This window comes from Streptomyces sp. AMJ-169, from assembly GCF_055597585.1.
Genome location: NZ_JBVLTJ010000011.1, coordinates 158,433 through 185,047, shown reverse-complemented (window position 1 = coordinate 185,047; position 26,615 = coordinate 158,433). Strand labels below are relative to the sequence as shown.

The 26,615-nt window shown below is 70.5% G+C and carries 26 protein-coding genes and 2 riboswitches; of the genes, 8 read left to right on the top strand and 18 right to left on the bottom strand.

Annotated features, from left to right (window positions below; genetic code table 11):
- Nucleotides 1–65: 65 nt before the first annotated feature.
- The 8 genes from ACYUD3_RS26435 to ACYUD3_RS26400 all read right to left on the bottom strand — a co-directional run bounded on the left by ACYUD3_RS26435 (nt 66) and on the right by ACYUD3_RS26400 (nt 8,731).
- On the bottom strand, nt 66–1,097 hold the full coding sequence (locus ACYUD3_RS26435) for an ABC transporter ATP-binding protein (protein ID WP_470974971.1): 1,032 nt from the start codon (nt 1,095–1,097) through the stop codon (nt 66–68).
- A 68-nt stretch (nt 1,098–1,165) separates the two neighbouring features.
- On the bottom strand, nt 1,166–2,221 hold the full coding sequence (locus ACYUD3_RS26430) for an ABC transporter ATP-binding protein (RefSeq protein ID WP_470974605.1): 1,056 nt from the start codon (nt 2,219–2,221) through the stop codon (nt 1,166–1,168).
- The gene (locus ACYUD3_RS26425) at nt 2,218–3,228 is read right to left on the bottom strand and encodes an ABC transporter permease (protein ID WP_470974602.1); all 1,011 of its coding nucleotides are present in this window, start codon (nt 3,226–3,228) and stop codon (nt 2,218–2,220) included. Before ACYUD3_RS26425 ends, ACYUD3_RS26430 begins: the two co-directional genes overlap by 4 nt.
- A 97-nt stretch (nt 3,229–3,325) precedes the next feature.
- Nucleotides 3,326–5,071 (bottom strand): ABC transporter substrate-binding protein, encoded by a 1,746-nt coding sequence (locus ACYUD3_RS26420; protein ID WP_470974599.1) that lies wholly within the window; start codon nt 5,069–5,071, stop codon nt 3,326–3,328.
- Nucleotides 5,072–5,100: 29 nt separating this feature from the next.
- Entirely contained in the window at nt 5,101–6,099 is a 999-nt protein-coding gene (locus tag ACYUD3_RS26415) for an ABC transporter permease (protein ID WP_470974596.1), read from the bottom strand.
- A gap of 261 nt (nt 6,100–6,360) precedes the next feature.
- On the bottom strand, nt 6,361–7,161 hold the full coding sequence (locus ACYUD3_RS26410) for an enhanced serine sensitivity protein SseB C-terminal domain-containing protein (RefSeq protein WP_470974593.1): 801 nt from the start codon (nt 7,159–7,161) through the stop codon (nt 6,361–6,363).
- A 71-nt stretch (nt 7,162–7,232) separates the two neighbouring features.
- The gene (locus tag ACYUD3_RS26405; protein ID WP_470974590.1) at nt 7,233–8,015 is read right to left on the bottom strand and encodes an enhanced serine sensitivity protein SseB; all 783 of its coding nucleotides are present in this window, start codon (nt 8,013–8,015) and stop codon (nt 7,233–7,235) included.
- A 53-nt stretch (nt 8,016–8,068) separates the two neighbouring features.
- Nucleotides 8,069–8,731, bottom strand: a complete 663-nt coding sequence (locus ACYUD3_RS26400; RefSeq protein ID WP_470974587.1) for an AAA family ATPase — start codon at nt 8,729–8,731, stop codon at nt 8,069–8,071.
- A gap of 185 nt (nt 8,732–8,916) precedes the next feature.
- Nucleotides 8,917–9,008: riboswitch (glycine riboswitch) on the top strand.
- Nucleotides 9,009–9,134: riboswitch (glycine riboswitch) on the top strand. It abuts the riboswitch before it with no gap.
- A gap of 83 nt (nt 9,135–9,217) precedes the next feature.
- On the opposite strand from ACYUD3_RS26400, the gene gcvT reads away from it, so the two are divergent.
- The 5 genes from gcvT (at nt 9,218) to ACYUD3_RS26375 (ending at nt 14,779) form a co-directional block, all read left to right on the top strand.
- Nucleotides 9,218–10,336 (top strand): glycine cleavage system aminomethyltransferase GcvT, encoded by a 1,119-nt coding sequence (gene gcvT / locus ACYUD3_RS26395; protein ID WP_470974585.1) that lies wholly within the window; start codon nt 9,218–9,220, stop codon nt 10,334–10,336.
- Between the two features lie 94 nt (nt 10,337–10,430).
- Nucleotides 10,431–10,811 (top strand): glycine cleavage system protein GcvH, encoded by a 381-nt coding sequence (gcvH, locus tag ACYUD3_RS26390; RefSeq protein ID WP_470974582.1) that lies wholly within the window; start codon nt 10,431–10,433, stop codon nt 10,809–10,811.
- Between the two features lie 12 nt (nt 10,812–10,823).
- A complete protein-coding gene (glyA, locus tag ACYUD3_RS26385) occupies nt 10,824–12,095 on the top strand; it encodes a serine hydroxymethyltransferase (protein ID WP_470974579.1) in 1,272 nt (423 codons plus the stop codon).
- Between the two features lie 137 nt (nt 12,096–12,232).
- Nucleotides 12,233–13,600 carry an L-serine ammonia-lyase gene (locus tag ACYUD3_RS26380; RefSeq protein ID WP_470974577.1) on the top strand — a complete coding sequence of 456 codons (1,368 nt, stop codon included), beginning with the start codon at nt 12,233–12,235 and terminating at the stop codon, nt 13,598–13,600.
- Nucleotides 13,601–13,744: 144 nt separating this feature from the next.
- Nucleotides 13,745–14,779: a phosphatidylinositol-specific phospholipase C domain-containing protein gene (locus tag ACYUD3_RS26375; RefSeq protein WP_470974574.1), complete on the top strand. Its 1,035-nt coding sequence runs from the start codon at nt 13,745–13,747 to the stop codon at nt 14,777–14,779.
- Nucleotides 14,780–15,086: 307 nt separating this feature from the next.
- Here the strand turns inward: ACYUD3_RS26375 and ACYUD3_RS26370 are convergent, their stop codons facing one another.
- Entirely contained in the window at nt 15,087–15,749 is a 663-nt protein-coding gene (locus ACYUD3_RS26370; protein WP_470974572.1) for an NADPH-dependent F420 reductase, read from the bottom strand.
- A 395-nt stretch (nt 15,750–16,144) separates the two neighbouring features.
- Nucleotides 16,145–16,831 carry a FadR/GntR family transcriptional regulator gene (locus ACYUD3_RS26365; protein ID WP_470974569.1) on the bottom strand — a complete coding sequence of 229 codons (687 nt, stop codon included), beginning with the start codon at nt 16,829–16,831 and terminating at the stop codon, nt 16,145–16,147.
- A 92-nt stretch (nt 16,832–16,923) separates the two neighbouring features.
- Here ACYUD3_RS26365 and ACYUD3_RS26360 point away from each other — a divergent pair, with 92 nt between their 5' ends.
- On the top strand, nt 16,924–17,718 hold the full coding sequence (locus ACYUD3_RS26360; RefSeq protein ID WP_470974568.1) for an ABC transporter ATP-binding protein: 795 nt from the start codon (nt 16,924–16,926) through the stop codon (nt 17,716–17,718).
- A gap of 45 nt (nt 17,719–17,763) precedes the next feature.
- Here ACYUD3_RS26360 and ACYUD3_RS26355 read toward each other — a convergent pair whose 3' ends face one another.
- Complete coding sequence (locus tag ACYUD3_RS26355; RefSeq protein ID WP_470974565.1) at nt 17,764–17,976, bottom strand: EF-hand domain-containing protein; 213 nt, start codon at nt 17,974–17,976, stop codon at nt 17,764–17,766.
- Between the two features lie 205 nt (nt 17,977–18,181).
- On the opposite strand from ACYUD3_RS26355, the gene ACYUD3_RS26350 reads away from it, so the two are divergent.
- Nucleotides 18,182–18,850 carry a GNAT family N-acetyltransferase gene (locus tag ACYUD3_RS26350; RefSeq protein ID WP_470974561.1) on the top strand — a complete coding sequence of 223 codons (669 nt, stop codon included), beginning with the start codon at nt 18,182–18,184 and terminating at the stop codon, nt 18,848–18,850.
- On the opposite strand, the gene ACYUD3_RS26345 is transcribed toward ACYUD3_RS26350, so the two are convergent.
- The 3 genes from ACYUD3_RS26345 to ACYUD3_RS26335 all read right to left on the bottom strand — a co-directional run bounded on the left by ACYUD3_RS26345 (nt 18,804) and on the right by ACYUD3_RS26335 (nt 21,449).
- A complete protein-coding gene (locus ACYUD3_RS26345) occupies nt 18,804–19,397 on the bottom strand; it encodes an ADP-ribosyltransferase (protein ID WP_470974559.1) in 594 nt (197 codons plus the stop codon). The genes ACYUD3_RS26350 and ACYUD3_RS26345 overlap by 47 nt on opposite strands.
- A gap of 85 nt (nt 19,398–19,482) precedes the next feature.
- On the bottom strand, nt 19,483–20,640 hold the full coding sequence (locus ACYUD3_RS26340; protein WP_470974556.1) for a YVTN family beta-propeller repeat protein: 1,158 nt from the start codon (nt 20,638–20,640) through the stop codon (nt 19,483–19,485).
- Nucleotides 20,640–21,449: a polysaccharide deacetylase family protein gene (locus ACYUD3_RS26335; RefSeq protein ID WP_470974553.1), complete on the bottom strand. Its 810-nt coding sequence runs from the start codon at nt 21,447–21,449 to the stop codon at nt 20,640–20,642. The genes ACYUD3_RS26340 and ACYUD3_RS26335 overlap by 1 nt, the downstream gene beginning before the upstream one ends.
- 99 nt (nt 21,450–21,548) lie before the next feature.
- On the opposite strand from ACYUD3_RS26335, the gene ACYUD3_RS26330 reads away from it, so the two are divergent.
- Nucleotides 21,549–21,983, top strand: a complete 435-nt coding sequence (locus ACYUD3_RS26330; RefSeq protein ID WP_470974550.1) for a hypothetical protein — start codon at nt 21,549–21,551, stop codon at nt 21,981–21,983.
- Nucleotides 21,984–22,056: 73 nt separating this feature from the next.
- Here ACYUD3_RS26330 and ACYUD3_RS26325 read toward each other — a convergent pair whose 3' ends face one another.
- The 4 genes from ACYUD3_RS26325 to ACYUD3_RS26310 form a co-directional block, all read right to left on the bottom strand.
- A complete protein-coding gene (locus ACYUD3_RS26325) occupies nt 22,057–22,668 on the bottom strand; it encodes an ATP-binding protein (protein WP_470974968.1) in 612 nt (203 codons plus the stop codon).
- 291 nt (nt 22,669–22,959) lie between these two features.
- Nucleotides 22,960–23,727 (bottom strand): enoyl-CoA hydratase/isomerase family protein, encoded by a 768-nt coding sequence (locus ACYUD3_RS26320; protein ID WP_470974548.1) that lies wholly within the window; start codon nt 23,725–23,727, stop codon nt 22,960–22,962.
- 256 nt (nt 23,728–23,983) lie between these two features.
- Complete coding sequence (locus tag ACYUD3_RS26315) at nt 23,984–25,252, bottom strand: L,D-transpeptidase (RefSeq protein WP_470974545.1); 1,269 nt, start codon at nt 25,250–25,252, stop codon at nt 23,984–23,986.
- 134 nt (nt 25,253–25,386) lie between these two features.
- Nucleotides 25,387–26,544 carry a L,D-transpeptidase gene (locus tag ACYUD3_RS26310; RefSeq protein ID WP_470974542.1) on the bottom strand — a complete coding sequence of 386 codons (1,158 nt, stop codon included), beginning with the start codon at nt 26,542–26,544 and terminating at the stop codon, nt 25,387–25,389.
- Between the last annotated feature and the right edge of the window lie 71 nt (nt 26,545–26,615).

Here is a 26,615-nt window from a genome sequence, read left to right as displayed (position 1 = left end):
CGGACAGGGACGACCCTGCACTTCGTCAGCTGGTCATGTCCATGGCTTTACGAACTCGTCATGCCTCATCCGGCAGTTGGGCCGGATTGCGTCGACAGGGGCGCGTCGTCCGGGACCTGGTCCGCGAAGTTCTCCGGGTGATGGCACGCCACCCGCTGGCCCGGGGCCAGTTCCACCAGCGCCGGTTCCGTCGTCCGGCACACCTGCGTCGCCTTCCAGCAGCGCGTGTGGAAGCGGCAGCCGCTCGGCGGGGAGATCGGGGACGGGACGTCGCCCTTGAGCAGGATGCGGTCGCTCTTCGCCGAGCGGCGCCCCGGATCGGGGATCGGGACGGCCGAGAGCAGCGCCTTGGTGTACGGGTGCAGCGGCGCCTTGTAGAGCTTGTCCCGGTCGGCCAGCTCCACGATCTTCCCGAGGTACATGACCGCGATCCGGTCCGAGACGTGCCGGACCACCGAGAGGTCGTGCGCGATGATGACGTACGTCAGGCCCAGCTCCTGCTGGAGGTCGTCGAGGAGGTTGACGACCTGCGCCTGGATCGAGACGTCCAGCGCGGAGACCGGCTCGTCGGCCACGACCAGCTTCGGGTTCAGGGCCAACGCCCGTGCGATGCCGATGCGTTGGCGCTGGCCGCCGGAGAACTCGTGCGGATAGCGGTTGTAGTGCTCGGGGTTGAGGCCGACCACCGACAGCAGCCGCTGGACCTCCTTCTTCACCCCGCCCTCGGGCTGCACGCCCTGGAGCTTGAACGGGGCGCTGACGATCGTGCCGATCGTGTGCCGGGGGTTCAGCGAGGAGTACGGGTCCTGGAAGATCATCTGTACGTCCCGGCGCAGCGGGCGCATCCCGGCCGCGCTCAGGTGCGTGATGTCCTTGCCCTCGAACTCGACCTGGCCGCCGGTCGGTTCGAGCAGCCGGGTGATGAGCCGGCCCATCGTCGACTTGCCGCACCCCGACTCGCCGACCACGCCCAGGGTCTCGCCCTGGCGGACCTCGAAGTCGATGCCGTCGACGGCCCGCACCGCGCCGGTCTGGCGCTGGAGCAGGCCTTTGCGGATGGGGAAGTGCTTCTGGAGGCCGGTGACCTTGAGGAGGATCTCGCGGTCGGCGACGGCCTCCGAAGTACCGGCCTGTTTCCCGGCGTTGGACGCCGCGTTGGATTCACTCACAGCTTCGGCGCAATCTCTTCGGTCCAGATCCGCTCCCGCTGCTCCTTGCTCAAGTGGCAGGCGGCCCAGTGCCGTTCCCCGACCTCGGTCAGGTCGGGGCGGACCGTGCGGGTGACGTCGTCCTTGGGGAGGTCCGCGTACGGGCAGCGCGGGTTGAAGGCGCAGCCGGACGGGATGTTGATCAGGGAGGGCGGGGCGCCCTTGATCGGGATGAGCCGGTCGGTGTCGTCGCGGTCCAGGCGCGGCATCGAGCCCAGCAGGCCCCAGGTGTAGGGGTGGCGGGGGGCGTCGAAGACGGTCTCGGCGGGGCCGCGCTCGACGCACCGGCCGCCGTACATGACCAGCAGGTCGTCGGCCATCTCGGCGACCACCCCGAGGTCGTGGGTGATCATGATGACGGCCGAGCCGAACTCCTTCTGGAGGTCGCGGATGAGGTCCAGGATCTGGGCCTGCACCGTGACGTCGAGGGCCGTGGTCGGCTCGTCGGCGATGAGCAGTTCGGGGTTGTTGACCAGGGCCATCGCGATCATCGCGCGCTGGCGCATACCGCCGGAGAACTCGTGCGGGTAGCCGTCGACGCGCTTGCCGGGCTCGGGGATGCCGACCCGGTCGAGCATCTCGACGGCGCGCGCCCGGGCCACCTTCTTGGTGACCTCGTGGTGGACCCGGTACGCCTCGACGATCTGCTGGCCGACCGTGTAGTACGGGTGCATCGCGGAGAGCGGGTCCTGGAAGATCATCGCCATCTTCCGGCCGCGCAGCCGCCGTACCTCGTCGGGGTCGGCGCCGATCAGCTCCTGCCCGTCGAGCCAGACCTCGCCGCTGACCTTGGCGTTGGGGGAGGCGCGGTGCAGGCCCATGACGCCGAGGGAGGTGACGGACTTGCCGGAGCCGGACTCGCCGACGATGCCGAGGGTCCTGCCGCGCCGGACGTCGAAGCTGACCCCGTCGACGGACCTGACCAGGCCGTCGTCGGTGTCGAAGTGGATGCGCAGGTCGCGGACCGAGAGGAACGCCTCTTCCGAGGGCTGCACAGGGGTCGGCTTGCTCACGAGTACCTCACCCGGGGGTCGATGGCGGCGTACACCAGGTCGACGACGAGATTGCAGAAGACGATGAAGAACGCGGCGACCAGGGTGACGCCCATGACGATGGGCAGGTCGTTGTCCCGGATGGACTGCACCGAGTAGGCGCCGATGCCCTGGAGGGAGAAGACGGTCTCGGTGAGGACGGCGGTGCCGACCAGGGTGCCGAAGTCCATGCCGAAGATCGTGACGATCGGGGTGAGCGCGGCGCGCAGGCCGTGCCTGGTGACGACCGTGCTCTCCTTCAGGCCCTTGGCGCGGGCGGTGCGGATGTAGTCCTCGCCCATGGTCTCCAGCATGCCCGCCCGGGTGAGCCGTGCGTAGAGGGCGGAGAAGAGGAAGGCGAGGGAGACCCAGGGCAGCAGCAGGTGCCAGGCCCATTCCGCGGGGTTCTGGGTGAACGGCACGTAGTCGATCGAGCTCCAGATGGGAACTTGGTAGACGAACAGCGCGTTCAGTACCTGACCGGTGAAGAAGATCGGGAGGGAGACGCCGGCGAGCGCGATGAACATGGAGATGCGGTCGACCGGGGTGCCCTTGCGCAGCGCGGAGATCACGCCGGTGGTGACACCGAAGACCACCCAGAGCACGGAGGCGCCGACGGCGAGCGAGAAGGAGACCGGGATGCGCTCGGTCAGCTGGGGCCAGACCTCGACGTGGCTCTTGAAGGAGTAGCCGAAGCAGGGGGCGTCGCAGCGGGTGGCGTCGGGGCCGAACTTGTAGTCCGCGCCGACGAACAGGCCTTTGACGAAGTGCCAGTACTGCACGTAGATGGGCTGGTCGAAGCCCAGGTTCTTCTTGATCGCGGCGACCGAGTCGGGGTTGGCGTCCTTGCCCACGTACTGGGTGGCCAGCTGATCGGCCGTCTGTCCGCCGAGCCGGGGAACGAGGAAGAAGATCGCGTAGGTGACTGCGCTGACCACCAGCAGCAGTACCAAAGCGCCGAAGACGCGTCGGATGATGTACGCAGCCACAGCTGTCCGGCTCCGGGCGGGCCTGCGGGATGTCCACGGGCCCGCCCGGAGCCTTCACCTGCCTTTCAAAGGGATACGGCCTTTAACGCCTAGGGCGTTATTTGGAGGAGCTGAGCAGCAGGTAGTCGTACATGCCCAGGTACGCCTGGGTGACCGTGACGTTGGTCGCGGACGCCGGCCGGTAGAGCAGGTTCTTGCGGTAGACGGTCGGGACGGCCGTGGCGGTGTCCATGACCATCTTGTCGATGTCGCCCCACGCCTTGGTGCGGGCGGCGGCGTCGGTGTTGGCGATCGCCGCGGACAGCGCCGCGTTGATCTTCGGGTCGTTCAGCTCCGCCAGGTTGTTGCCGCCGGAGGGCTTGATGGAGTGGCCGCTGACGACCTGGTCGAGGAAGCCGAAGCCGGTCGGCCAGTCGGCGCCCCACGCCATGGAGAGCATGCCGAGCTTCTGCTCGTGGACGTAGGACGGGACGCCCGCGAAGTTCGAGAAGTACTTGCCGGCCGGGAACTGCCGGATCTCGACGTTGATGCCCACCTTCTTCAGCGCCGCCTGGACGGCCGTGGCCTGCGCGACCTCGGCGGGCCGGTCGGAGCGGGCGGTGAGGATGGTGTTGAAGCCGTTCGGCTTGCCGCAGGCGGTCAGCTCGGTCTTGGCCTTGGTGGCGTCGCCCTTGTTGCCGGCCGTCGCGTACTCGTCGAACTTGGTGTAGCCGTTGACCGAGGGCGGCAGCAGCGTGGAGGCCACGTCACCCTTGGGGGAGCCGCCGATGGCGTCCAGGATGGACTGCTTGTCGATGGCGTACTGCACGGCCTTGCGGCAGTGGATGTTGTCGAACGGGGCGACGTTCTGGTTCAGCGCGATCCACTGGGTGGCGCCCGCGTAGGAACTGTCCGTCTGCTGGAGGTTCTTGCCGCTCAGCACCTTCGGCTGGGTGGCGCCCTGGACGCCGGTGCCGCCCGCGTCGGCGGTGATCTTGTCGGCGAGCAGGTCGTTGTCGATCGTGATCGCGTTCACCTTGAACTTGATCGTGATCTTGTCCGGCAGGGCCTTGCGGATCGGGTCCGTCTTCGCGTCCCACTGCGGGTTGCGCACGAGGGTGGCGCTGCGGCCCTCCTCGTAGGAGGAGAACTGGTAGGGGCCCGAGGAGACCATGTGCTGCACGTACTTGGCGCCGTCGTCCTTGGCCTGCGGCACCGGCGCGGTCTGCGAGAAGGTCGCCAGGTAGTCGAAGTCGGCGAAGGGCTGCTTCAGCTTGAAGACGATGGTCCGGTCGTCCGGCGTCTCGATGGAGGAGAGGCCGCCCGGGGACTTGTCCTTGTAGGGGCCCTGGTACTTGTCGCCGCCGTCGAGGTACGTCTTGAAGTACGTCGGCCCGTTGGAGAGCACGTCGGGCGCGAAGTTGGAGCGCTCGATGGCGTACTTGACGTCCTTGGAGGTGACCGTCGTCCCGTCCTGGAACTTCACGCCGGCCCGCAGCTTGTACGTCCACGTCTTCGCGTCGGCGCTCGGCACGCCCAGCGACTCGGCGAGGTCGGGGACGACCGTGAGGCCGTCCTTGCCGGCGGCGGGCTTGAACGTCGTGAGCGTACGGCCGTACAGGCGGGAGAAGTTCTGCACCCAGCCGTAGTACGTGTTGCCCGGGTCCAGGGAGTCGGCGACGTCGGAGTGCTCGAAGCTGAGGGTGCCCCCCTTCTTGTCCGACGCGTTGACCACGGAGGTCAGTGCCTCGTTCTGCTTGCCCTTGGCCGTCGTACCGCCGCCACCGCCACCGCCGCACGCGCTCGCGCCGAGCGCCAGCGCCACGACCGACGCCAGACTCGCGGTCACCCTTCTCGTCTTCACCTGAGGAAAGCCCCCTCCATCGATGCGGATCACTTGCTGCGAGGGTCGAGCGCGTCGCGCAGCCCGTCACCCAGCAGGTTGAACGCCAGGACGGTGATGAAGATCGCCAGTCCGGGCACGAACATGTACTGCGGATCGGCCGCGTAGAAGTTCACGGCGTCGCTGAGCATCCCGCCCCAGGAGGACTGCGGCGGTGCGATGCCCACGCCGAGGAAGCTCAGCGAGGCCTCGAAGAGGATGTTCGTCGGGATGATCAGCGTCGAGTAGACGAGGATCGGGGCGACGAGGTTGGGCAGCAGCTCCCGGAAGAGGATGTACGGCCCGCGCGCTCCGAGGCTGTGCGCGGCCTCCACGAACTCCCGCCCCCGCAAGGTCAGGGTCTGGGCGCGCACGATACGGCCGATGTAGGGCCAGCTGAAGAAGCCGATCACGAAGATCAGCACGCAGATGCGGAGCGTGAGCCCGTTCAGTCCGAAGAAGCCGTCCTGCACGGAGGCGGAGATGGCGATGGCGAACAGCAGCAGCGGGAAGGCGAGGAAGGTGTCCATCAGCCGGCTGATCACGCTGTCGACCCAGCCGCCGTAGTACCCGGCGATCACACCGAGGACGGTGCCGATGACGACGGACAGCACGGTGGCGCCGCCGGCCACCAGCAGGGAGACCCAGGAGCCGTCGATCACACGGGCGAGCAGATCCCGGCCGAACGTCGGGTCGACGCCCAGCGGATGGGCCCAGCTCATGCCGCCCCAGCCGCCCTTGGGCGCCTGCATCGCCGGGTCGAGGAGGTCCTGGTTGAACTTGTCCGGGTCGAGCCCGAAGACCTTCTCGATCGGCTTGGCGAGGACCGCCATCAGCACGAGCAGGGCGACGACGACCCCGCCCGCGACGGCCACCTTGTCCCGCTTGAACCGGGTCCAGGCGATCTGGCTGAGCGAACGCCCTTCGATCTGGCTCTTCTTGACCCCGACGAGCACGGTCTCGGGCTCTGCGCCCGCCGCTCCTCCGGTGGTCTCGATCGGTGCGGTCACTGTGATCAGACCCCTCCTGCCTTCTTTGAGAGGCGAGTCTTCAATGCCGTTGTGATCACGCGCCAGAGCTGGCGGGGAAAGTATGCGCAACCGTGATGCCGACGGCCGGGTTCCGCTATCCGAACAGCGGGTAACGCCCGCCGGACGGGGGCAAGTTGGGAAAAGGCCGGTACTAGTGGGACTTACCCGGCGTCTCTACGCGCGCAGATCTTGTGAAACGCAAGTGACGCGTGTGTTACGCGAGTTGGGACTGACGGACCGTCAGTATCCGCTGGGGGCGGCCGGATAGCCGTATCCGGCGGCCGGGGACTGCGGCGGCTGGGCGGCGTGCGCCTCGCGGTCGTAGAACGGGCGGGCGTTGCCGCGCATCCACAGCACCACGGGGTCGTACTCGTCGGTCATCGTGACCGTCGAGACGGGCAGGCCCTCGGGGACCGCGCCGATGGACTGCTGCATCATCGCGCGTACCGCGTCCACGGACGGCGGCGAGGTGTCGTACACATCGAGGCCGATGGAGAGGTACGGCGCGCCCAGCGCGGGCTGGACCCAGGCGCGGCGCAGGGCGCGGACCGCCGGGGTGCGGTGGGCGTTCTGGCTCAGCAGGGCGTAGAAGTGCGGGATGTCCACGGCCGGTTCGGCCAGCCGCAGGGGTCCGGCGGGCTGGCGGTCGAGGCCGTGGGCGATGCGGCGCAGGTCGGCCCAGGGGACGCCGACGCCGCCGCCCGGGGCGTGCGGGTTGAGCCACAGGCCGTGGTGGTCGGGGTAGAGGGCGCGGGCCACGTCGAGGGCGTCGACGACCTCGTAACTGCGGTTCCAGCCGCTCGCGGAGAGCTCCTGGGCGGAGGTGACGGCGGGCGCGTACCCCTGGCCCTCGACCTCCATCGAGCCGTACTGGGCGTCCGGGGAGCCGGCCTGGCCGTGCCACAGGAGCATCCAGATCTGGCCGGTGGCGGGGGTGGCGAGGGCGCGGAGGAGTGCCTCGTAGGCGTCGTAGCGCCCGGGCGTGACCTGGCGCAGCATGTGCTCGACCTGGCCGGTCGCAGCGGTGCCGCTCACGCTCACGTCTTTACCGCCCCTTCATTGGAGTTGGCCCGCGTTTTTCAGTTGGCTGTGCGGGTCAAGCTTAAGCGGCCCTAGCTGTAGAAGGGCCGCACGTTCGCCCGCATCCACTCCCCCACCGGGTCCTGCGCCACGTCCAGCAGGATCAGGTTCACCGCCCACGGCACCGGCACCCGCCCGAGCGCCCGGCCCAGCGCGTCCAGCGGCCGTTCCCTCAACTCGCCCTCCCACTGGGAGAGTTCGACGCCGACGAACATCACGGGCCGCGTCGTCTCTATCGCGGCGAGGCAGCGGCGGGCGCTGAGGACGACGCCGGTCGCGGCGAACTCGCGGGCCGCCTCGGCGAGGAAGTCGACGGGGTCGTCCTGCCAGTCCGGTTCGAAGAGCCGCACCCGCGCGCCCGTCGCCGTCCCGTCCAGCGCCGTGCGCCCGGAGCGGCACAGCTCGGCGACGGCCTCCGGGGGGAGGGGGACGCCGACGACGCCGTCGGGGTTGAGGGCGATGCCCGCCTGCGGGGGCAGGCCCCGGGCGAACTCGACGGCCGGGGCGATCGTATACGCCATGTGCGAGCCGGTGACCTGGCGGAACTGTTCCTCGGAGGTGAAGACGGGGACGTAGGTCTGGCCGCCGATGTCCATCGTGGGCAGGTCCAGGGGGCCGGTGCGGGGGCCGCCGCCGTTGGGCAGCGGGACCCAGACGAAGCTGCGGCCGAGCACCTCCAGGATGCGGGCGCCCGCCGACGGGACGCCGAGGGAGGCCGACAGCACCTCCTCCAGCTCGTTGCCCGGCCAGCCGCCGTGCGCATAGGGGTGTGTCTGGGCCGGGAAGTCGGCCGGGAGTTCCGCCGGGAAGTCCATCTCGTCTACCGCCTGCTGGAAACTTCTGCTGAAGGTCGAAGTTTAAGGGGACGTCAGCCTGTGAACGCGATCCTCCTCAAGGCGTCCGCCGAAGCCCGGTCCAGCAGCACCGCCGCGGCGCAGCCCTCGGGGAGGTTCCCCCGCTCCGCCGCGCGGATCAGCCGGGCCGCCGCGTGCCGGTGGCGCAGGAACGCGTAGCGCGAGACACCCCGCCCCCGCTCCCGCTGGCCTTCAAGTGCCGTGCCCGGGGTGACGTCCAGCAGGAGCAGATGCAGCCGGCCCCCCTTGCGTTTCGCCTCGCGCGCCAGCCAGGACCGCACCCACGACTGGGTCCCGCAGTCATGGACGACGACCCCCTCGCCCGAGCGCAGCGCGCGGTACAGCCCCGCGTAGTGGGCGAGCCTGACCAGCGGCCGGTAGACGGCGTACGGCAGCGCGGCCGGCAGCCGCGCGGCCCAGCGGTCCCTGGTGTCCTGGGAGTCGACGGCCACGCCCTTCACCGCGCGCCGCATCAGCGTGGACTTGCCGCTGCCGGGCAGGCCGGTGACGACGACGAGGTCGCGGGGGCCGAAGAGGAGGGCGTGCGGGCTGCGGCCGGCGCGCTCGCGCAGATCGCGGACGGCGGGGGCGGGGGCGCAGGCCTCCTGGGCCGGCCGGGTGGGCTGCGTGGGCACCGCGAGGGCCGTGCCCGCCGCGTACGCCGTGGTCCTGTTCACCGTGATCGTCCTCCCCATCGGAGCAGCCCCTTGGCTAAGGGTCTCCCCATAGACAGTAAAGAGAAGGTAATGCCCGGTGTATCGCGAGGTGATGCGCGGATCGGCACAGCCCGGTTACAGATGTGGCCTGCCGCGGGGCGGGGGTGGCGTGCGATGATGACCGCGTCAACTGCATACAGGCCGTTCGAATCCGCGCGGGAGAGTCCCCATCCGGTGGGGCGCCGAAGGAGCAAGTCCCTCCCTTGAATCTCTCAGGCACCGTTACCGCGCGGGCGAGGCACATCTGAAAAGCGGACCGCCGCGACGTGCGGGGGTCCCACCCAAGGTGCAAGCCCTGACCTGTGCGGATCCCTCCGCGCGGCTCGCGGCGAACCTCTCAGGTTCCGATGACAGATGGGGAGGAGACCTTCCAAGGGTTTTCTCCGTCCACCGGGGTTCCCCTGCCGGAAGCCCGCCCTCGCCGTACGTCCTGGGAGACACCGTTCCATGAGCAGTTCCACGCCCCGCCACACCGCGCTCGACGCCCTGCACCGCTCGCTCGGCGCGACCATGACCGACTTCGCCGGCTGGGACATGCCGCTGCGCTACGCCTCGGAACGTGACGAACACCACGCCGTGCGCACCCGGGCCGGCCTCTTCGACCTCTCGCACATGGGCGAGATCACGGTCACCGGACCGCAGGCGGCCGAGCTGCTGAACTACGCACTCGTCGGCGACCTCGCCGCGGTGAAGGCGGGCCGGGCCCGCTACACGATGATCTGCCGCGCCGACGGGGGCATCCTGGACGACCTGATCGTCTACCGCCTCGCCGAGACCGAGTTCATGGTCGTCGCCAACGCCTCCAACGCCCAGGTGGTCCTGGACGCGCTGACCGAGCGGGCGGCCGGCTACGACGCCGAGGTCCGCGACGACCGGGACGCGTACGCGCTGCTCGCCGTGCAGGGCCCGGCGGCGCAGGGGATCGTCCAGGCGCTCACCGACGCGGACCTGGCCGGGCTGAAGTACTACGCGGGGCTGCCCGGGACGGTCGCCGGGGCGGCGGCGCTGATCGCGCGCACCGGCTACACCGGCGAGGACGGCTTCGAACTCTTCGTCGCCCCGGCGGACGCGGAGAAGCTGTGGCAGGCGCTGACGGCCGAGGGCGCGGCGGCCGGCCTGGTCCCCTGCGGCCTCTCCTGCCGCGACACCCTGCGCCTGGAGGCGGGCATGCCGCTGTACGGCCATGAGCTGTCGACGTCCCTGACGCCCTTCGACGCCGGGCTCGGGCGGGTCGTGAAGTTCGGGAAGGAGGGCGACTTCGTGGGCCGGGAGGCGCTGCTCGCGGCTTCCGCACGGGCGGCGCAGGCTCCGCCCCGGGTCCTCGTCGGCCTGATCGCCGAGGGCCGCCGCGTCCCGCGCGCCGGGTACCCGGTCGTCGCCGCCGGCGAGGTGATCGGCGAGGTCACCTCCGGCGCCCCCTCCCCCACCCTGGGCAAGCCGGTCGCGATGGCGTACGTCGACGCCGCGCACGCCGCGCCGGGGACGGCGGGGGTGGGCGTGGACATCCGGGGCAGCCACGAGCCGTACGAGGTGGTCGCGCTGCCGTTCTACACGCGGGAGCGGTAGTTCTTTCAGCTTCGCGGGCCGCGTCGCAGGTCACACGTGCCCTTTACAGTCCCCCATTCACCAGCAGTCCCGCCCGTACAGGAGAATTCACGCCATGAGCAACCCCCAGCAGCTGCGCTACAGCAAGGAACACGAGTGGCTGTCGGCCGTCGAGGACGGCGTGGCGACGGTCGGGATCACCGAGCACGCGGCGAACGCGCTCGGCGACGTCGTCTTCGTCCAGCTCCCCGAGGTCGGCGCCGAGATCACCGCGGGCGAGTCCTGCGGCGAGCTGGAGTCGACGAAGTCGGTGAGCGATCTGTTCGCGCCGGTCACGGGTACGGTCACGGCCGTCAACCCGGATGTCGTCGAGGACCCGTCGCTGGTCAACTCCGAGCCTTTCGACGGCGGTTGGCTGTTCAAGGTGCGGCTCGCGGACGAGCCCGGCGACCTGCTGTCCGCCGATGAGTACACCGCTTTCACCACCACCGGCTGAGGAGTCGTACCCATGTCTGTCCTGAACACCTCCCTGCACGAGCTGGACCCGGAGATCGCCGCCGCGGTCGACGCGGAGCTGGGCCGGCAGCAGTCGACCCTGGAGATGATCGCGTCGGAGAACTTCGCTCCGCTCGCGGTGATGGAGGCGCAGGGGTCGGTCCTGACCAACAAGTACGCCGAGGGCTACCCGGGGCGCCGCTACTACGGCGGCTGCGAGCACGTCGACGTGGCCGAGCAGATCGCGATCGACCGGCTGAAGGAGCTGTTCGGCGCCGAGTACGCGAACGTCCAGCCGCACTCGGGCGCGTCCGCGAACCAGGCGGCGCTGTTCGCGCTGGCCCAGCCCGGGGACACGATCCTCGGCCTGGACCTCGCGCACGGCGGTCACCTCACGCACGGGATGCGGCTGAACTTCTCCGGCAAGCAGTTCAACGTCGTCGCCTACCACGTCTCGGCAAAGACCGGTCTGGTCGACATGGAGGAGCTGGAGAAGCTGGCGCGCGAGCACCGGCCGAAGGTGATCATCGCGGGCTGGTCGGCGTACCCGCGGCAGCTGGACTTCGCGGAGTTCCGGCGGATCGCGGACGCGGTGGACGCGTACCTGTGGGTCGACATGGCGCACTTCGCGGGCCTGGTGGCGGCGGGGCTGCACCCGAACCCGGTGGAGCACTCGCACATCGTGACCTCCACGACGCACAAGACGCTCGGCGGACCGCGCGGCGGGATCATCCTCGCCAAGCAGGAGTTCGCGAAGAAGCTGAACTCCTCGGTCTTCCCCGGCTTCCAGGGCGGCCCGCTGGAGCACGTGATCGCCGCGAAGGCGGTCTCCTTCAAGGTCGCGGCCTCGGAGGACTTCAAGGAGCGGCAGCGGCGTACGGTGGAGGGTGCGCGCCTGCTCGCCGAGCGGCTGACGGCGCCGGACGCCCGCGCGGCCGGCGTGAACGTCCTGTCCGGCGGGACGGACGTGCACCTCATCCTCGTCGACCTGCGCGCGTCCGAGCTGGACGGCAAGCAGGCGGAGGACCGGCTGCACGAGGTCGGCATCACCGTCAACCGCAACGCGGTGCCGGACGACCCGCGTCCGCCGATGGTGACGTCGGGTCTGCGGATCGGGACGCCGGCGCTGGCGACGCGCGGCTTCACGGCGGAGGACTTCGCGGAGGTCGCGGACGTCATCGCGGAGACGCTGAAGCCGGCGTACGACGCGGAGGGGCTGCGGCTGCGGGTGAAGGCGCTGGCGGACAGGCACCCGCTGTACCCGGGCCTGAACAAGCAGGTCTGACTTCATCCGTTCTCCCGGCGGGGTGTGCTTTCGGGCGCGCCCGCCGGGACCGTATTTTTCCGGCCGGGCGCTCCCGACCGTATTTTTCCGGCGGGGCGCCCGAAGGCGTGCCCCCGCCCGCTCCCAGGAGGAACCCCGTGGCGATCTCGGTCTTCGACCTCTTCTCGGTCGGTATCGGCCCGTCCAGCTCCCACACGGTCGGCCCGATGCGCGCGGCCCGCATGTTCGCGGCGCGGCTGCGCGCGGAGGGCCTGCTGGAGCCGGCCGCGAGGGTCCGCACCGAGCTGTACGGCTCGCTCGGCGCGACCGGCCACGGCCACGGCACCCCGAAGGCGGTCCTGCTCGGCCTGGAGGGCGCCTCCCCGCGCTCGGTGGACGTGGAGCGCGCGGACGAGCGGGTGGCGGAGATCAAGGAGGGGGGCCGGCTGCGGCTCCTGGACGAGCACGAGATCGCCTTCGACTTCGACGCCGACCTGGTCCTGCACCGCCGCGAGACGCTCCCCTACCACGCCAACGGCATGACCATCTGGGCGTACGACGCCCAGGGCGCGGAGCTGATGCGGCGCACGTACTACTCGGTGGGCGGCGGTTTCGTCGTCGACGAGGAGGCGGTGGGCGCGGACCGGATCAAGCTGGACGACACCCCGCTGAAGTACCCCTTCCGCACCGGCGACGAGCTGCTGCGGCTGGCCAAGGAGACGGGTCTGTCGATCTCGTCCCTGATGCTGGAGAACGAGCGGGCCTGGCGCACCGAGGACGAGATCCGCGCGGGCCTGCTGGACATCTGGCAGGTCATGCAGGCGTGCGTCTCGCGGGGCATGACCCGTGAGGGCATCCTCCCCGGCGGGCTGCGGGTGCGCCGGCGCGCGGCCATGACGGCCCGTCAACTCCGGGCGGAGGGCGATCCGTTGGCCCGCTCGATGGAGTGGATCACGCTGTACGCGATGGCGGTGAACGAGGAGAACGCGGCCGGCGGCCGTGTGGTGACGGCCCCCACGAACGGCGCGGCCGGCATCATCCCGGCGGTCCTGCACTACTACATCAACTTCGTCCCGGGCGCGGATGAAGAGGGGGTCGTGAGGTTTTTGCTGGCGGCGGGCGCGATCGGCATGCTCTTCAAGGAGAACGCGTCCATCTCCGGCGCCGAGGTCGGCTGCCAGGGCGAGGTCGGCTCGGCCTGCTCGATGGCGGCGGGCGCCCTCGCGGAGGTCCTGGGCGGCTCGCCCGAACAGGTCGAGAACGCGGCGGAGATCGGCATGGAACACAACCTGGGCCTGACCTGCGACCCCGTCGGCGGCCTGGTCCAGATCCCGTGCATCGAACGCAACGGCATGGCGGCGGTGAAGGCGGTCACGGCGGCGAAGATGGCGATGCGGGGGGACGGCTCGCACAAGGTGTCCCTCGACAAGGTCATCAAGACGATGAAGGAGACGGGGGCGGATATGAGCGTGAAGTACAAGGAGACGGCTCGGGGTGGGTTGGCTGTGAACATTATTGAGTGCTGAGGATCCCCGGCCCTGGCCCGAACTCACCCGATATCCACAGCCAGTTCACAGCTTGTGAAGTTCGTCCCGCCTCTACCGGAAGGTAACCATCCACTCCTAGGCTTCCGCCCGCCTGGACAACTGTGAAGCACTCGGGAGTGGTTGATGCGCGGGATCAGACGGATGACGGCGGTGTGCGGGGTGGTGGCCGCGCTGTTGGTGGCGGGGCCGGGGAACGCCGAGGCGGCTTCGCCCAAGTTCTCCGAGACGACCACCATCGGGACGCACAACGCGTACGACAAGAGCAAGTACACGTACTGGGCACAGGCGTTGGACTCCGGGGCCTCGCTGCTGGAGCTGGACGTGTACGCGGACAGCGTCAGCAAGCGGTGGCGGGTCAGCCACGCCAAGCCGCTCGCGAACGACAACAACTGCGAGTACGCGAGCACGCCGGCCGACCTGTACAGCAAGGACCGCAACCAGGACCTCGGCAGCTGCCTCGACAACATGGCGGCGTGGAACCAGCTGCACCCCGACCACGCGCCGATCATCGTCAAGGTCGAGATGAAGGTCGGCTTCAACAACGACGTCGGCCTCGGCCCGTCCGCGTTCGACACCCTCGTCTCGCAGAAGCTCGGCAGCTCCGTCTACAAGCCCGCCGACCTGCTGGGTTCCTCGTACTCGTCGCTCGACGCCGCCGCGAAGGCCAACGCGTGGCCGACCCGGGACGCCCTCAAGGGCAAGTTCATCTTCGAGCTGATCCCCGGCACGGTCGAGATGAAGAACCCCCTCGACACGTACTGGACGGACCAGGAGTACGGCGACCACCTGCGGGACCTGTACGCGGCCGGCGACATCTCAAGTGCCCAGGCGTTCCCGGCGGTTCTGGGCGCGGCGAGCGGTGACCCGCGCATCAGCCGGTACGACTCCTCCATCCGGCCCTGGTTCGTGTTCTTCGACGGGGACGCCGCGACGTACGTCAACAACGCGTACGACACGTCGTTCTACTCGACGAACCACTACATCCTGATCATGACGGACGCGTACGCCGTCGCGCCCGCGATCTCCTCGACCACGCCGACGGACGACGAAGTCGCCGCGAAACTGGCGCTGTTGGCCGGGGATCACGCGAGTGTCATCACCTCGGACTGGGCGGGGAAGTCGGCGGGGGTGCTGAGCGAGGTCGCGACTCGGGGCTGAGGCCGGCCCTGGCGGGCGGTCTCGGGAGGGGTGCGCGGTTGTGCCTGAAGGGGCGTGCGGCTGTGCCCGAAGGGGCGTGCGGCTCAAGGGAGTTGAGCCGCACGCCGGGCGGTTGACCGGGACGCCGGGCGGTTGACCGGGACGCCGAGCACTTGCCCCGCGCGCCGGGCAGTCCAGCCGCATGCCGGGCCGTCCAGTTGCGCGCCGGGCAGTCCAGCCGTCCGCCGGGCAGTCCGGCCGCACGCCGGGCAGTCCGGCCGCCCGCCGGGCAAGAGCCGCACCCCCTCACCCCGCGCAGCCCCAGACCTCAGCCCTTGAACCCCTCCGGCCGCTCCGGCGAAGCCTCCGCCAGTGCCTTCGTGACCTCCTCGACCCCGCCCCGCAGCCCGTACACCGGGCTGTCCGGCTGCTGCCGCCACGACTCGTCGATGCTCCCCGAGTCCACCGTGTCGAAGCCCAACTCCTCGATCAGCGCCCGCACTTTGGCCTTCGCCGCCGCGTCGTCGCCGGCGACGGGCAGCGCGAGGCGGTCGGTGGCGCCGGCCGGACGGTGGCGGTCCAGGATGTCCTGGGCGAACGTCCCGTTGAACGCCTTGACCACCTCGTGCCCGAGGTGGTCGGAGACCCAGCGGCTCTCGGTGATCCCGCCGTCCTCGATCTCAGCGATCCGGCCGTCGCGCTCACGCGGGTAGTAGTTGTTGGTGTCGATGACGGCCACGCCCTCGGCGGCCCCCGCGAGCAGATCGCCGGGCAGCCCCGGGACCGCCTTCAGCGGGACGGTGACGACGACGACCTCGGCGCCCTTGGCCGCCTCGCCGGCCGTGACGGGGGTCGCCCCGGTCTCGGCGGCCAGCTCGGCCAGCGTCTGCGGACCCCGCGAGTTCGCGACGGCCACGTCGTGCCCCAGCGCCGCCAGCCGCCGCGTGAGGTTGCCGCCGATGTTGCCCGCCCCGATGATGCCGATCTTCATACCGGACCCTCCAGATGGATGCACACGCATACGATTCAGGGGCGACAACGGGGAGCGGCGGAGGTCTATTCCGGGATTGCGCCAAACGGACGGGGAACTCCGGCCGGGGAGGCGCCGAACGGACGGGCGAGCGCGCCCCGGGACGCGCCGAACGGACAGGCGAGCCGCACCCCGGGGACGCGCCGAACCGACAAGCGAGCCACACCCCGGGTACACACCGAACCGACAAGCGAGCCACACCCCGGGTACACACCGAACCGACAAGCGAGCCACACCCCGGGTACACACCGAACCGACAAGCGAGCCACACCCCGGGTACACACCGAACCGACAAGCGAGCCACACCCCGAGAACGCGCCGAACATACGGGCTCCGCCCTCGAAAACCCCCGCCCCCTACCCCGCCCCACCGAACGGATCCGCCAGCTCCCCCCGCAGCACCTCCGCCGCCCCCTCCCCATCCCCCTCCCGCACCGCCCTCACCAACGCCTCATGTGCCGCCTCATGGACGTTCGCCTCCTGCTCCCGCCACGGCGTCAGCGCCAGCAGTTCGGTCAGGCCCTCCCGCAGCACCGGCGTGAAATCGGCGAACAGCCCGGCCAGCACCGGATTGTGCGCGGCCCCGACGACCGCCGCGTGGAACGCGATGTCCGCCTCGACGAACACCCGGTCGTCCTCCCGGGCAGCCGCCCGCCGCGCCGCCAGCGCCTCCTCGATGACCGTCAGATCCTCCGGCGTACGACGCCTCGCGGCGAGCCGCGCCGCGTGGACCTCCACGGCCGCGCGGACCTCGTACACGTCCGAGACGGCGGCCTTCCGCAGCCGGGCGGGCCAGTCGCCGAGGGCGGGTTCGGTCGCCACGACGAACACGCCGGCCCCCTGCCGCGCCCGCACGAACCCCTCCCCCGCGAGCCCCCGCAACGCCTCCCGCACCGTCGACCGGCCCACCCCCAACTGCGCGGCGAGCGTGGTCTCCCCGGGCAGCCGGCTCCCAACTGGCCACGCCCCGGCCACGATCTCGGCGCGCAGCCGCTGCGTGGTCTGCTCGACCAGCGGGCTGGGACGGAGGGGTTCCAACGGCATCGGGGATCACCCAACTCGGGGAGGGGAACGGCGACTTGCCCGAGATCCACGCCAACTTGTCCGAGGACCTGAGGAGTGGCTAGCGTACCGCCATGTCCGACACCCTCGTCCTGCACGCCGCCGGCACCCACGTCGTACGCGACGGCCGCCCCATCCTCCAAGAGGTCGGTCTGGAGGTCCGCGAAGGGGAGCACTGGGCGCTGCTCGGGGCCAACGGGGCGGGGAAATCAACCCTGTTGGGGCTGCTCGGGGCGCGGGTGCATCCGACACGGGGGACGGTGGACGTGCTGGGGCGCCGGCTCGGGCGGGTGGATCTGCGGGAGTTGAGGACGTACGTCGGCCATGTCGACCCCCGGCATCCGCTGCACGAACCGCTCACGGTCCGGGAGGTCGTCCTCACCGGACTCACCAACTCCGTGGCCCTGCTCCCCCGTTGGCGCCCGACGCCCGAACAGGCCGACAGGGCCGAGCAGTTGACCGGGACGCTGGGGCTGGCGGCACTCAGGGACGCCCGCTGGCCGACCCTCTCGCAGGGGCAGCGCGGGCGGACGCTCATCGCGCGGGCGCTGATGCCGAGTCCCCGGCTGCTGCTGCTCGACGAACCGGCGACGGGGCTCGACCTGCCGGGCCGGGAGCAGTTGATCGGCGCGCTGGGGACGCTCGCCGCCGAGCACCCCCGGCTGGCGACCGTCCTGGTCACCCACCACCTGGAGGAACTCCCCCCGCACACCACGCACGCCCTGCTGCTGCGCGAGGGCCGCGCGCTCGCCCAGGGCCGCGCGGACGCGACGCTCACGCCGGACCTGGTCGGCGAGTGCTTCGGCCTGCCGCTGGCCCTGGACCGGCACGCGGACGGCCGCTGGAGCGTACGCGTCCAGCGGCCGTAGCGCGGCAACTCCCGGTCGGCGCCCGGGAGTTGCCGTGAACATTTCTCAGGCGTTCAGGTGCGCCCAGAACTCGTCGAACGACAGCTTCTTGTCGCCGTCGAGGTCACGGGAGTTGATGATGGCCTGCGCGACCGTCTCGGTGACGTTCCAGTCACCGCCCTGCGCGAGGGCGGTCTTGAACTCGGCCGCGGTGATCTCGCCGTCACCGTCCGTGTCGATCCGGTCGAATTCCTTGCGCGCCTCGTTGATGTCGGCCACCGATCCGCCCCTTTTCCACTGCTTTACGGGTCTAACTGTCGTACTGACGGCAGTCAGACTAACCGCCCACGGCCACCCTCAGCGCCGCCGGCGTCGTCGTAGAGCCGGTAGCCGCCCGTGGTGCGGCTCGCCGATGGTGTGCGGCCCCGTACCGTGGTCGGTCATGTGAGCGAGTCTGTGGGTGGAGACTCTGGAGAGGACGCGTGTGGAGAGCTTGCGGGATGTCCTGGAGGCGGCGGCGGGCGGGCGGTTCCCGGCGGCGGACGGGCGGACGGCGGTCGTGCCGCAGGCGTGCGCGCGGGACGCGGGGGTGCTGTCGTTCACGGCGCACGCGGTGGTGTTCGTGGACGAGGACCCTGAGTGGGTGCGGGCTCAACTCGCCGCCGTGGACTGCGATCCGCTGTCCGCCGCCATGAACCCCCGTTTCCTGACCGCCCTGTTGGAGCGGACCGGGCGGGTGGCGGAGACGGTGGACGCGATGCTCGTCGCCGGGCCCCTCGGCGGTCGACTGCCGCTGGAGATGCGGGAGATCGAGCCCGCCGCGCATCCCCGGATCTCCTACGCGCTGCGCCGCCGCGACGAGGTGCGGGCCTGGCAGGCCGAGGGCGGGGTGCTGGTGCTCGGGCGGGGCATCGGGGGACGGCTCGAAGTGTCCGTCGAGGTCGACGAAGACGCGCGGGAGAAGGGGCTGGGGCGGCAACTCGTGCGCGCCGCACGGCATTTGGCGGGCGAGCCGGTGTGGGCGCAGGTCGCGCCGGGGAACGCCCGCAGTGTGCGGGCGTTCCAGGCGGCGGGGTATCAGCCGGTGGGCGCCGAGGTGTTGATGATCAGTGCCAGGTCTCGTAGTACGGGTTGCTCTCGCAGTGATCCATGATCTCGATCTTCTTGACCTTGTCGACCGGGCAGACGCCGATGATGTACTGCCGGGCGACACCGCCGGGGAAGGCGACCTCGACCTGGTCGGCCCATTTGTGGGTGTCGCCGATGGTCTTGTTGACGTCGACGCCGCCGGGGGCGTCGATGTAGTAGTTCCAGCCCGACTTGTACCAGGTCTTGTACAGGTCGTGGTCGTAGGTCGTCGAGACGTACGGGGAGGGCTGGTTGACCAGGACGTACTTCTCGATGTCGTACTGGCCGTTCATGTCCTTGGGGAAGAAGCCGACGGGGAAGACCTTGTCGGGCGAGCGGCTGTCGCTGCGGTAGAGGGTGCCGCAGGTGGTGCGCCAGACCGGCTTCGGGGTGATGCGGTGGAGGTCGAGGTCGTGGTCGGCGGCGGCCTTCAGCTTGTCCTCGAACTGGGGGCACTTCTCGGGGGCGACGGCGGCCGGCGCGGGCGCGGGGGCGGCGGCCGAGGTGGCGAAGACGGCGGACAGGCACAGGACGGCGGCAGCGGCTCGCCGCCGCAGGGAGCTGGTGATCATGCCGGGCAGCCTGCCGGTCGCGGGGCTGCCGGGGCGGGATTCACCCTTTCGGCGGCGAGTCAACTGACCCCGGTTTACCGGGGGTTCAGCGGAAGATGCCGGTGTGGCCCAGGGAGTAGCGGCCCGGCTGGGGGTAGACGGCGAGGCCGTGGGGTCCGCTGCCGACCTTGATGCGGGCGAGCTGCTTGCCGGTCGCGGTGTCGACGGCGTACACCTCCGCGTCGTAACGGCCCGACAGCCAGAGGACTTTGCCGTCGGCCGAGACGCCGCCCATGTCGGGGCTGCCGCCGTGCGGGAGGTGCCACTTCTTGGTGAGCTTGCGCTGGCGGAAGTCGAAGATGGAGATCGAGCCCTCGCCGCGGTTGGAGATGTACATCTCGTGGGAGTCGCGGCTGACGTAGAGGCCGTGGCAGCCCTTGCCGGTGGGCAGGAACTCCGGTTTGCCGAAGGTCTTCCCGTCGACGATCCACATCCCGTCGGCCATCATGTCGGCGATGTAGAAGCGGCTGCCGTCGGGGGCGATCTTCACGTCCTGCGGCATCGCGCCCTTGAAGGGCAGCTTCTGCTGGCCGACGACCTTCATGTGCTCGGTGTCGACCTTCAGCAGCTCGCCGCTGAACTCGCAACTCACGATGAAATAGCGGCCGTCGGGCGAGAAGTCGGCGTGATTGACGCCGTAGCAGCTGACCGGGACGGTCTTGACGGGGGCCATGGTGTGCGCGTCGCGGAAGACGAGTTCGCGGTCCATGGAGGCCATGACGACCGCGTACTTGCCGTCGGGCGTGAAGTACAGGTTGTACGGGTCGTGCACGTCAACGGGCTCGCCCGCCTCGCCCGTCGCCGGGTCGATCGGCGTAAGGGTGTGCCCCCGGTTGTTGTTGACCCACAGCGTCTTCAAGTCCCAGGAAGGCACGACGTGTTGGGGCTGGCGGCCGACGTGGATGGTGTCGATGACCTCGTACGTCTTCGGGTCGATCACGGAGACCGTGTCGGACTCGGTGTTCGGGACGTACACGCGGGAGGGGAAGTTCTTGACGACCGGGGAGAGTTGGCCCGGCCGGTCGGCGGCGTACACGTCCTTGGGGTCCAACAGGGGTGGCATGCCCGGCAGTCCGGCGGGCTTCGCCGGAACGGGCGCCGCCGCCTTGGTCGTCGGGGCGTCCGACTTGTCGTGCGCGCCCTGGCCCCCGCAGGCGGTGAGCAGCAACGCGGCCAGGAGGAGGGCGGATCGGGTGTGTCGCATCAGCTGAGCAGCTCCGTGGTGGTGACCGCGCGCAGCCCGCGGCGGTCGAGGGCGGTCAGTACGCCGGGGAGGGCGGCGACGGTGTCCTCGTACCCGAAGTGCAGGCTCACGACCGAGCCGGGGCGGACGGCGTCGAGGACGTTGCGGGTGACGGCGTCGCGGCCGGGCGAGGTGAAGTCCAGCGAGTCGACGTCGTACGACAGGATGTGCGGGTAGCCGGCCTCGCGGGCCAGGCGGACGACCAGCGGGGAGGCGCGGGCCGTGCGGGAGGGGCGGAACCAGTTGCCGATGCCGCCGGTGAGCTGCTTGAGGCGGGCGGCGCAGGCGGTGATCTCCTGTCTCGCCTCGGTCTCGCCCATCTCGTTGACGCTGAGGTGGCGCTGGGTGTGGTTGCCGAGGTCGTGGCCGCCGGACAGGATGCGCCGGGCCAGCTCCGGGTGGGCGTCGAGCCAGGTGCCGACCGCCAGCACGGTCAGTTTCGCGCCGTGCCGCTCGGCCTCGGAGAGCAGGGCGAGCGCGGTGGCCGGGTCGCCGCCGCCGTGGAAGGTGAGGGCGACCTGGGGGCGGCCGCGGGGGCCGCTGTCGATCTGGGCGGGGAGTCTGGGCAGGGCGCGGGGGACGGGAGGGCCGGGGTGCGTGCCCGGTTGCGGGTCCGGGGAGGCGGTGGGTCTCGCGGGGGCGGCGCGGGTGGCGGAGGGGGCGGACGCCTGGCCGCCCCCGGAGCACGCCGCGACGAACACGCCCCCGGCGAACAGCCCGGCACCTGCCCGCAGCGCGGCACGACGGTCGGTGGGAGTCACCTGGACCATTTAAGGGGGTTGGGCGGTGAAATGGGGTTATTTGCATTCACTCGACATCGGGGCGCCGTTCCTTCATCCTTCGGCCAGCACCAGGAGGTACGCAGCCGCATGAACACCCCCGACATCCACCGCCTCAGCCGGCGCCAGCTCATCCTTCCCATTGTGGTGGGCTACCTGCTGGCCTACGCCCTCGTCTTCACCCTCTTCGCCGTCACCGAAGGCCCGCTGACCCTCCGTGAAATGGGATCGATGCTGGCCGGCCCCACGCTGGCCATCGCCGTCGTGTCGCTCCTCCCACGCCCGTGGATACGGCTCACCCCTCAGGCGCTCATCGCCCGGGGCGGGTTCCGCAAGCTGACGATCCCTTGGACGGACGTCAGACACATGGAGATCCGGAAGCTGCTCGGCATCCGCACGCTGACCGCGCACACCGTCTCCGGCAGGGCGTACAAGCTCCCGGCACCGATTGCCCTGGGCGACCCCGAGTTCGACGCCAAGGCGGAGGCGGTGCTGGCGTACTGGCGGCGGGCGGTGTCCGGCTGAGCGAAACCCCTGCCGAGCGAAGCCCACTGCCGAGTCGCCCCCGTTCCAGGAAGGCGAACCCTTTCCGCTCCCCCTACCGGTCCGAGACCCGCATCTCGAACCACGTGGTCTTGCCGCGCGGCAATAAGTCGACGCCCCACCGGTCGGAGAGCTTGTCGACGAGGAACAACCCCCGCCCGCTGACGTCGAGTTCATGCACCGGCATCAGACAGGGCAGCCCCCGCGAAGGGTCGCGGACCTCCACCCGGATCCACCCCCGCCGCCGCCGCATCCGCAGCCCGAAGACCCGCGCCCCGGTGTGCCGCACGGCGTTGCCGACCAGTTCGGAGACGAGCAGCACGGCGTCCTCGGCGAGCTTGGGCGAGAGGTTCCAGTGGCTCAGTACGACGACCTGGGTGAGCCGGCGGGCCGCGGCGGCGGACTCGGGGCGGGAGGGGAGCGGAACCTCACCCTCCGTCGGATCCCCGAACAACTCGACCGCTTTGAGCGCCCGGTCGTCCTCGACCGCGGGCGACCAGCGCGCCGCGTCGTCCACACGTCCGTGTCCCCGCGGCTGTTCGATACCCTCCAGCCCCGCCATGCCCCCATCATGGCCGCCCGAAGCGCCTTCCGTGGCCGTTCCCGAGGAATACGCCCCCCGCAAGCCCCCACCGGATTCGACGCCCCCGGCATATGCCTCCGGCAGTACGGGACCCGGTAAACCCCCGTTGAGCTGCGACGACTGCTCGCGCTGGGGCAATGACGGCTCCCTCGGCAAGGCGGGCTTCCAAGTCAGCCCAAGGCTCCCACAAACCGCCCCAACGAGGGACCCGGATGAGACATCCCGTCAATTGCAAGCCCCGGTAAGGGACTTCCGGAAAAAATTTCCCCGCCGGGGCGAACTCCCGCATATGCAGACGAACTTCGCCGCCTCAGGCCGACTTCGCCGCCCAGCCTCTCTTCAGACGAACTTCGCCGTCCCGGGCCCCTCCTCGACTCAGACGAACTTCGCCTTCCCAGGCCCCTCCTCCACGAAGCTCCGCATCCCCCGCTCCCGGTCCTCCGTCGCGAACAGCCCCGCGAACCAGTTGCGTTCGACGGTCAGCCCGGTCTCCAGGTCCGTCTCCAGACCCGTGTCCACCGCCTCCTTCGCCGCCCGCAGCGCGATCGCAGGACCCTGCGCGAGCCGGGCGGCCCAGGCGTGCGCCTGCTCGTACACCTCGGCGGCCGGGACGACCCTGTCGACCAGGCCGAGCGCCAGCGCCTCGTCCGCCTTCACCATGCGGCCGGTGAAGATGAGGTCCTTCGCCTTCGACGGGCCGATGAGGCGCGGCAGGCGCTGGGTGCCGCCGGCGCCGGGGATGACGCCCAGCAGGATCTCCGGCTGGCCGAGCTTCGCGTCGTCCGCGGCGATGCGGTAGTCCGCGCACAGCGCCAGCTCGCAGCCGCCGCCGAGCGCGTAGCCGGTGACGGCGGCGACGACCGGCTTGGGGATGCGGGCGACGGCCGTGAACGCGTCCTGGAGGGCGCGGGCCCGCAGGACCATGGCGGCGTGGTCCATGGCCTGCATCTCCTTGATGTCCGCGCCCGCCGCGAACACCTTCTCCCCGCCGTAGATCACCACGGCCCGCACATCAGCGCGCCGCGCCGCCTCCTCGGCGGCCTCCTTCAGCCGGTCCTGCATGGCGGCGTCGAGCGCGTTCATAGGCGGCCGCTCCAGCCGCAGCGTGCCGACACCTTCGGAGACTTCGAGATTCACGGTCATGCGGCCAGGCTAACGGGGGCTAACGGGAGCCGTCTTGGTGCCGTGGACCACAACCGGCCGGGGGTCCGGGGGTTGCCCCCGGGCAGGCACAGCACGGGGGCTAACGGCAGCCGTCTTGGTGCCGTGGACCACAACCGGCCGGGGGTCCGGGGGTTGCCCCCGGGCAGGCACAGCACGGGGGCTGACGGAAGGCGCCCCGGTGCGGTGCGTCACAGCGCGAGCCCACCCCGAGGCGCCGAAAGGTTCCCTCAACCCGCTACTTGATCCACTCCGCCCACGGCATGTTCCACCCGTTGAGCCCGTTGGACGGATCGACGACCGGGTCGGTCGAGTTCTTCACCGTCACCACGTCCCCGATCAGCGAGTGGTCGTAGAACCACGCGGCCGGGGCGCTCTTCTGGTAGCCGCCGCGCACGTCCCGCAGCCCGATGCAGCCGTGGCTCGCGTTGTAGTTCCCGAACGCGTCGCCGCCCCAGTAGTTGCCGTGCGCGAAGGTCCCGGAGTCGGTGAGGCGCAGCGCGTGGGGGACGTCCTTGATGTCGTACTCCCCGTTGTAGCCGACGGTGTCCCCGTTCATCCGGGTCACCTCGTACTTCTCGCTGATCACCATCTGCCCGTTCCAGGTGGCGTACCCGGGCTTGCCGGTCGTCACGGGGATCGTCTTGACGGTCCTGCCGTCCTGCTGGACGGTCATCGTGTGCTTCTTGGCGTCGACGACCGAGACCTGGTTGCGGCCGATGGTGAAGGAGACGGTCTTGGACTGCTCGCCGTAGACGCCCTTGCGGCCCTCGACGCCGTCGAGGTCGAGCTTGACGGTGACCTTGGTGCCGGACTTCCAGTAGGTCTGCGGGCGGAAGTCGAGGCGGTCGTTGCCGAACCAGTGGCCGCGGACGTCGACGGCGGGCTCGGTCTTGACGCTGATGGCCTTCTCGACGGCGTCGGGGGCGGTGATCCCGCGCGTGAAGCGGATCGAGAAGGGCATCCCGACGCCGACGGTGGAGCCGTCCTCGGGGGTGAAGTTGCCGAGGAACGTGTTCTTCGGGCTCAGCGTGGTGAAGGCGGAGTCCTCGGCCGCGGTACGGCCCTGGGAGTCCTTCGCGACCGCGTGCACCTGGTACTCGGTGGCGGCGGCCAGATGTGTGGCGGGCGTCCAGCCGGCGCCGTCGGCGGCGAGGGTGCCCGGGACGGCCGTGCCCTTGGCGTCCTTGACGGTGACCTCGGTCAACTTGCCCTTGGCGGCGGTCACTTTGAGGGCGCCGCTGGTGTCGACGGCCGTCGCCCCGTTCGCGGGCGCGATGCTGACGACCGCCTCGGACTGCTTGCTCTGCGCGCTGCCGGCCGGCTGGGCCTTCGCGTCGCCGCCGCCGCCCTTGCCGTCGTCGCCCCCGCCGCAGGCGGTGACCGTCAGCAGCAGGGCGCCGGATATGAGCGCGAGCCTGCGCCGCGCGGAGCCCCGCCGCGCAGAGCCCCGCCCCGCGAGCGCCTTCCTGTTCCCGGACGTCCCCGGCATCGACCGCACGTTCACTTGTTCTCCCCTCGCGAAGCCCTGGTCAGGGCCCCCACCCCCGCGCATCCCGCGCGATCATGCGCCGCATCCTAACCTCAGGCCCCCGCGCGGATCGCCGGTCAATTGTCACCGTCTGGTCGCAAACCTGATCCCTACCCGACCGCACCTCCCGCGACCCACTCCTTCCAGCCCATGTTCCAGCCACCGAGCCCGTTGTCGGCGGCCACCGTCTTGTCCCGGCTGTTGACGACCTCGACGACGTCCCCGACCAGACTCCGGTCGAAGAACCACCCCGCCGGCGTCTCCGAAGAGCCCCCCTTCACGTCCAGCAGCCCCACACACCCATGGCTGACGTTTGCCTTCCCAACGGCCGACGGCAGCCAGTAGTTCCCGTGCAGGAAGGTCCCCGAGTCGCTGAGCCGCATCGCGTGGGGGACGTCCGGGATGTCGTACTCCCCGCCGAAGCCGACCGTGCGGCTGTTCATCCGGGTCACCTCCAGCATCTCGGTGACGACCATCTTCCCGTTGTAGGTGGGGGTCTTGGGGGCGCCGGCCGTGATCGGCACGGTCGACACGAGTTCCCCGTCCCGGCGCACCTCCATGGTGTGCTCGGCGGCGTCGACGAGGGAGACCTGGCTGCGGCCGACGGTGAAGGAGAACGTCTTGTACTGGAGGCCGTACACCCCGCGCGCGCCCTCGACGTCGCGCAGCCGCAGGGAGACGGTGACATGGGTGCCGGGCTTCCAGTACTCCTGCGGGCGGAAGTCGACGCGGTCCTTGCCGAACCAGTGCGCGCGCACCTCGACGGGCGGCTGCGCGGTGATCTCCACGGCCCGCTCGACGGCCGCGCGGTCGTCGAGTTCGCGGTTGAACTTCAGGGAGACGATCATCCCCGTGCCGACGGTCGAGCGGTTCTCCGGGGTGACGTAGGCGATGAACCGCTCCTCCGGCACGAACGTCGTGAACGTGCTGTGCCGGGCCAGCCGGTTGCCGGACTCGTCCTTGGCGACGACGTCGACGGTGTACCGCGCGGCGAGCGCGAGCCGGTCGTCGTCGGGCCGCCAGCTCTCCCCGCCGTCCACGATCCGCCCGGGTACGACGGTCTCCTGCGCGTCCTGCACGCGCGCGACCCGCACCGACTCCAGCCGCCCGAACGGCGCGCGCACCCGCAGCCCGCCGTCCGCGCGCACGCCTTTGGCGCCGTCGTCGGGGCTGACCCGGATGATGTCCTGGGGCGCCGCGGGCTTGCCCAGCATCCGGTCGAGCTCACTGCGCCCGTCCCCGGACGTGCAGCCGGTCACCAATGCCATTCCGACCGCCAGCGCGGCCCCCGCGCGCGTCGCGCGCCCATGTCCATGCGTCACACCCTGCCCAACGAGCG

What these genes read in the sequence shown, in the direction of transcription:
- gcvT (WP_470974585.1), top strand. Translation starts at nt 9,218, where the DNA reads ATGAGCAGTTCCACGCCCCGCCACACCGCGCTCGACGCCCTGCACCGC.
- ACYUD3_RS26405 (WP_470974590.1), bottom strand. Translation starts at nt 8,015, where the DNA reads ATGGACTTCCCGGCGGAACTCCCGGCCGACTTCCCGGCCCAGACACAC.
- ACYUD3_RS26370 (WP_470974572.1), bottom strand. Translation starts at nt 15,749, where the DNA reads ATGAAGATCGGCATCATCGGGGCGGGCAACATCGGCGGCAACCTCACG.
- ACYUD3_RS26375 (WP_470974574.1), top strand. Translation starts at nt 13,745, where the DNA reads ATGCGCGGGATCAGACGGATGACGGCGGTGTGCGGGGTGGTGGCCGCG.
- ACYUD3_RS26365 (WP_470974569.1), bottom strand. Translation starts at nt 16,831, where the DNA reads ATGCCGTTGGAACCCCTCCGTCCCAGCCCGCTGGTCGAGCAGACCACG.
- gcvH (WP_470974582.1), top strand. Translation starts at nt 10,431, where the DNA reads ATGAGCAACCCCCAGCAGCTGCGCTACAGCAAGGAACACGAGTGGCTG.
- ACYUD3_RS26345 (WP_470974559.1), bottom strand. Translation starts at nt 19,397, where the DNA reads ATGATCACCAGCTCCCTGCGGCGGCGAGCCGCTGCCGCCGTCCTGTGC.
- ACYUD3_RS26335 (WP_470974553.1), bottom strand. Translation starts at nt 21,449, where the DNA reads ATGGTCCAGGTGACTCCCACCGACCGTCGTGCCGCGCTGCGGGCAGGT.
- glyA (WP_470974579.1), top strand. Translation starts at nt 10,824, where the DNA reads ATGTCTGTCCTGAACACCTCCCTGCACGAGCTGGACCCGGAGATCGCC.
- ACYUD3_RS26360 (WP_470974568.1), top strand. Translation starts at nt 16,924, where the DNA reads ATGTCCGACACCCTCGTCCTGCACGCCGCCGGCACCCACGTCGTACGC.
- ACYUD3_RS26330 (WP_470974550.1), top strand. Translation starts at nt 21,549, where the DNA reads ATGAACACCCCCGACATCCACCGCCTCAGCCGGCGCCAGCTCATCCTT.
- ACYUD3_RS26310 (WP_470974542.1), bottom strand. Translation starts at nt 26,544, where the DNA reads ATGGCATTGGTGACCGGCTGCACGTCCGGGGACGGGCGCAGTGAGCTC.
- ACYUD3_RS26320 (WP_470974548.1), bottom strand. Translation starts at nt 23,727, where the DNA reads ATGACCGTGAATCTCGAAGTCTCCGAAGGTGTCGGCACGCTGCGGCTG.
- ACYUD3_RS26340 (WP_470974556.1), bottom strand. Translation starts at nt 20,640, where the DNA reads ATGCGACACACCCGATCCGCCCTCCTCCTGGCCGCGTTGCTGCTCACC.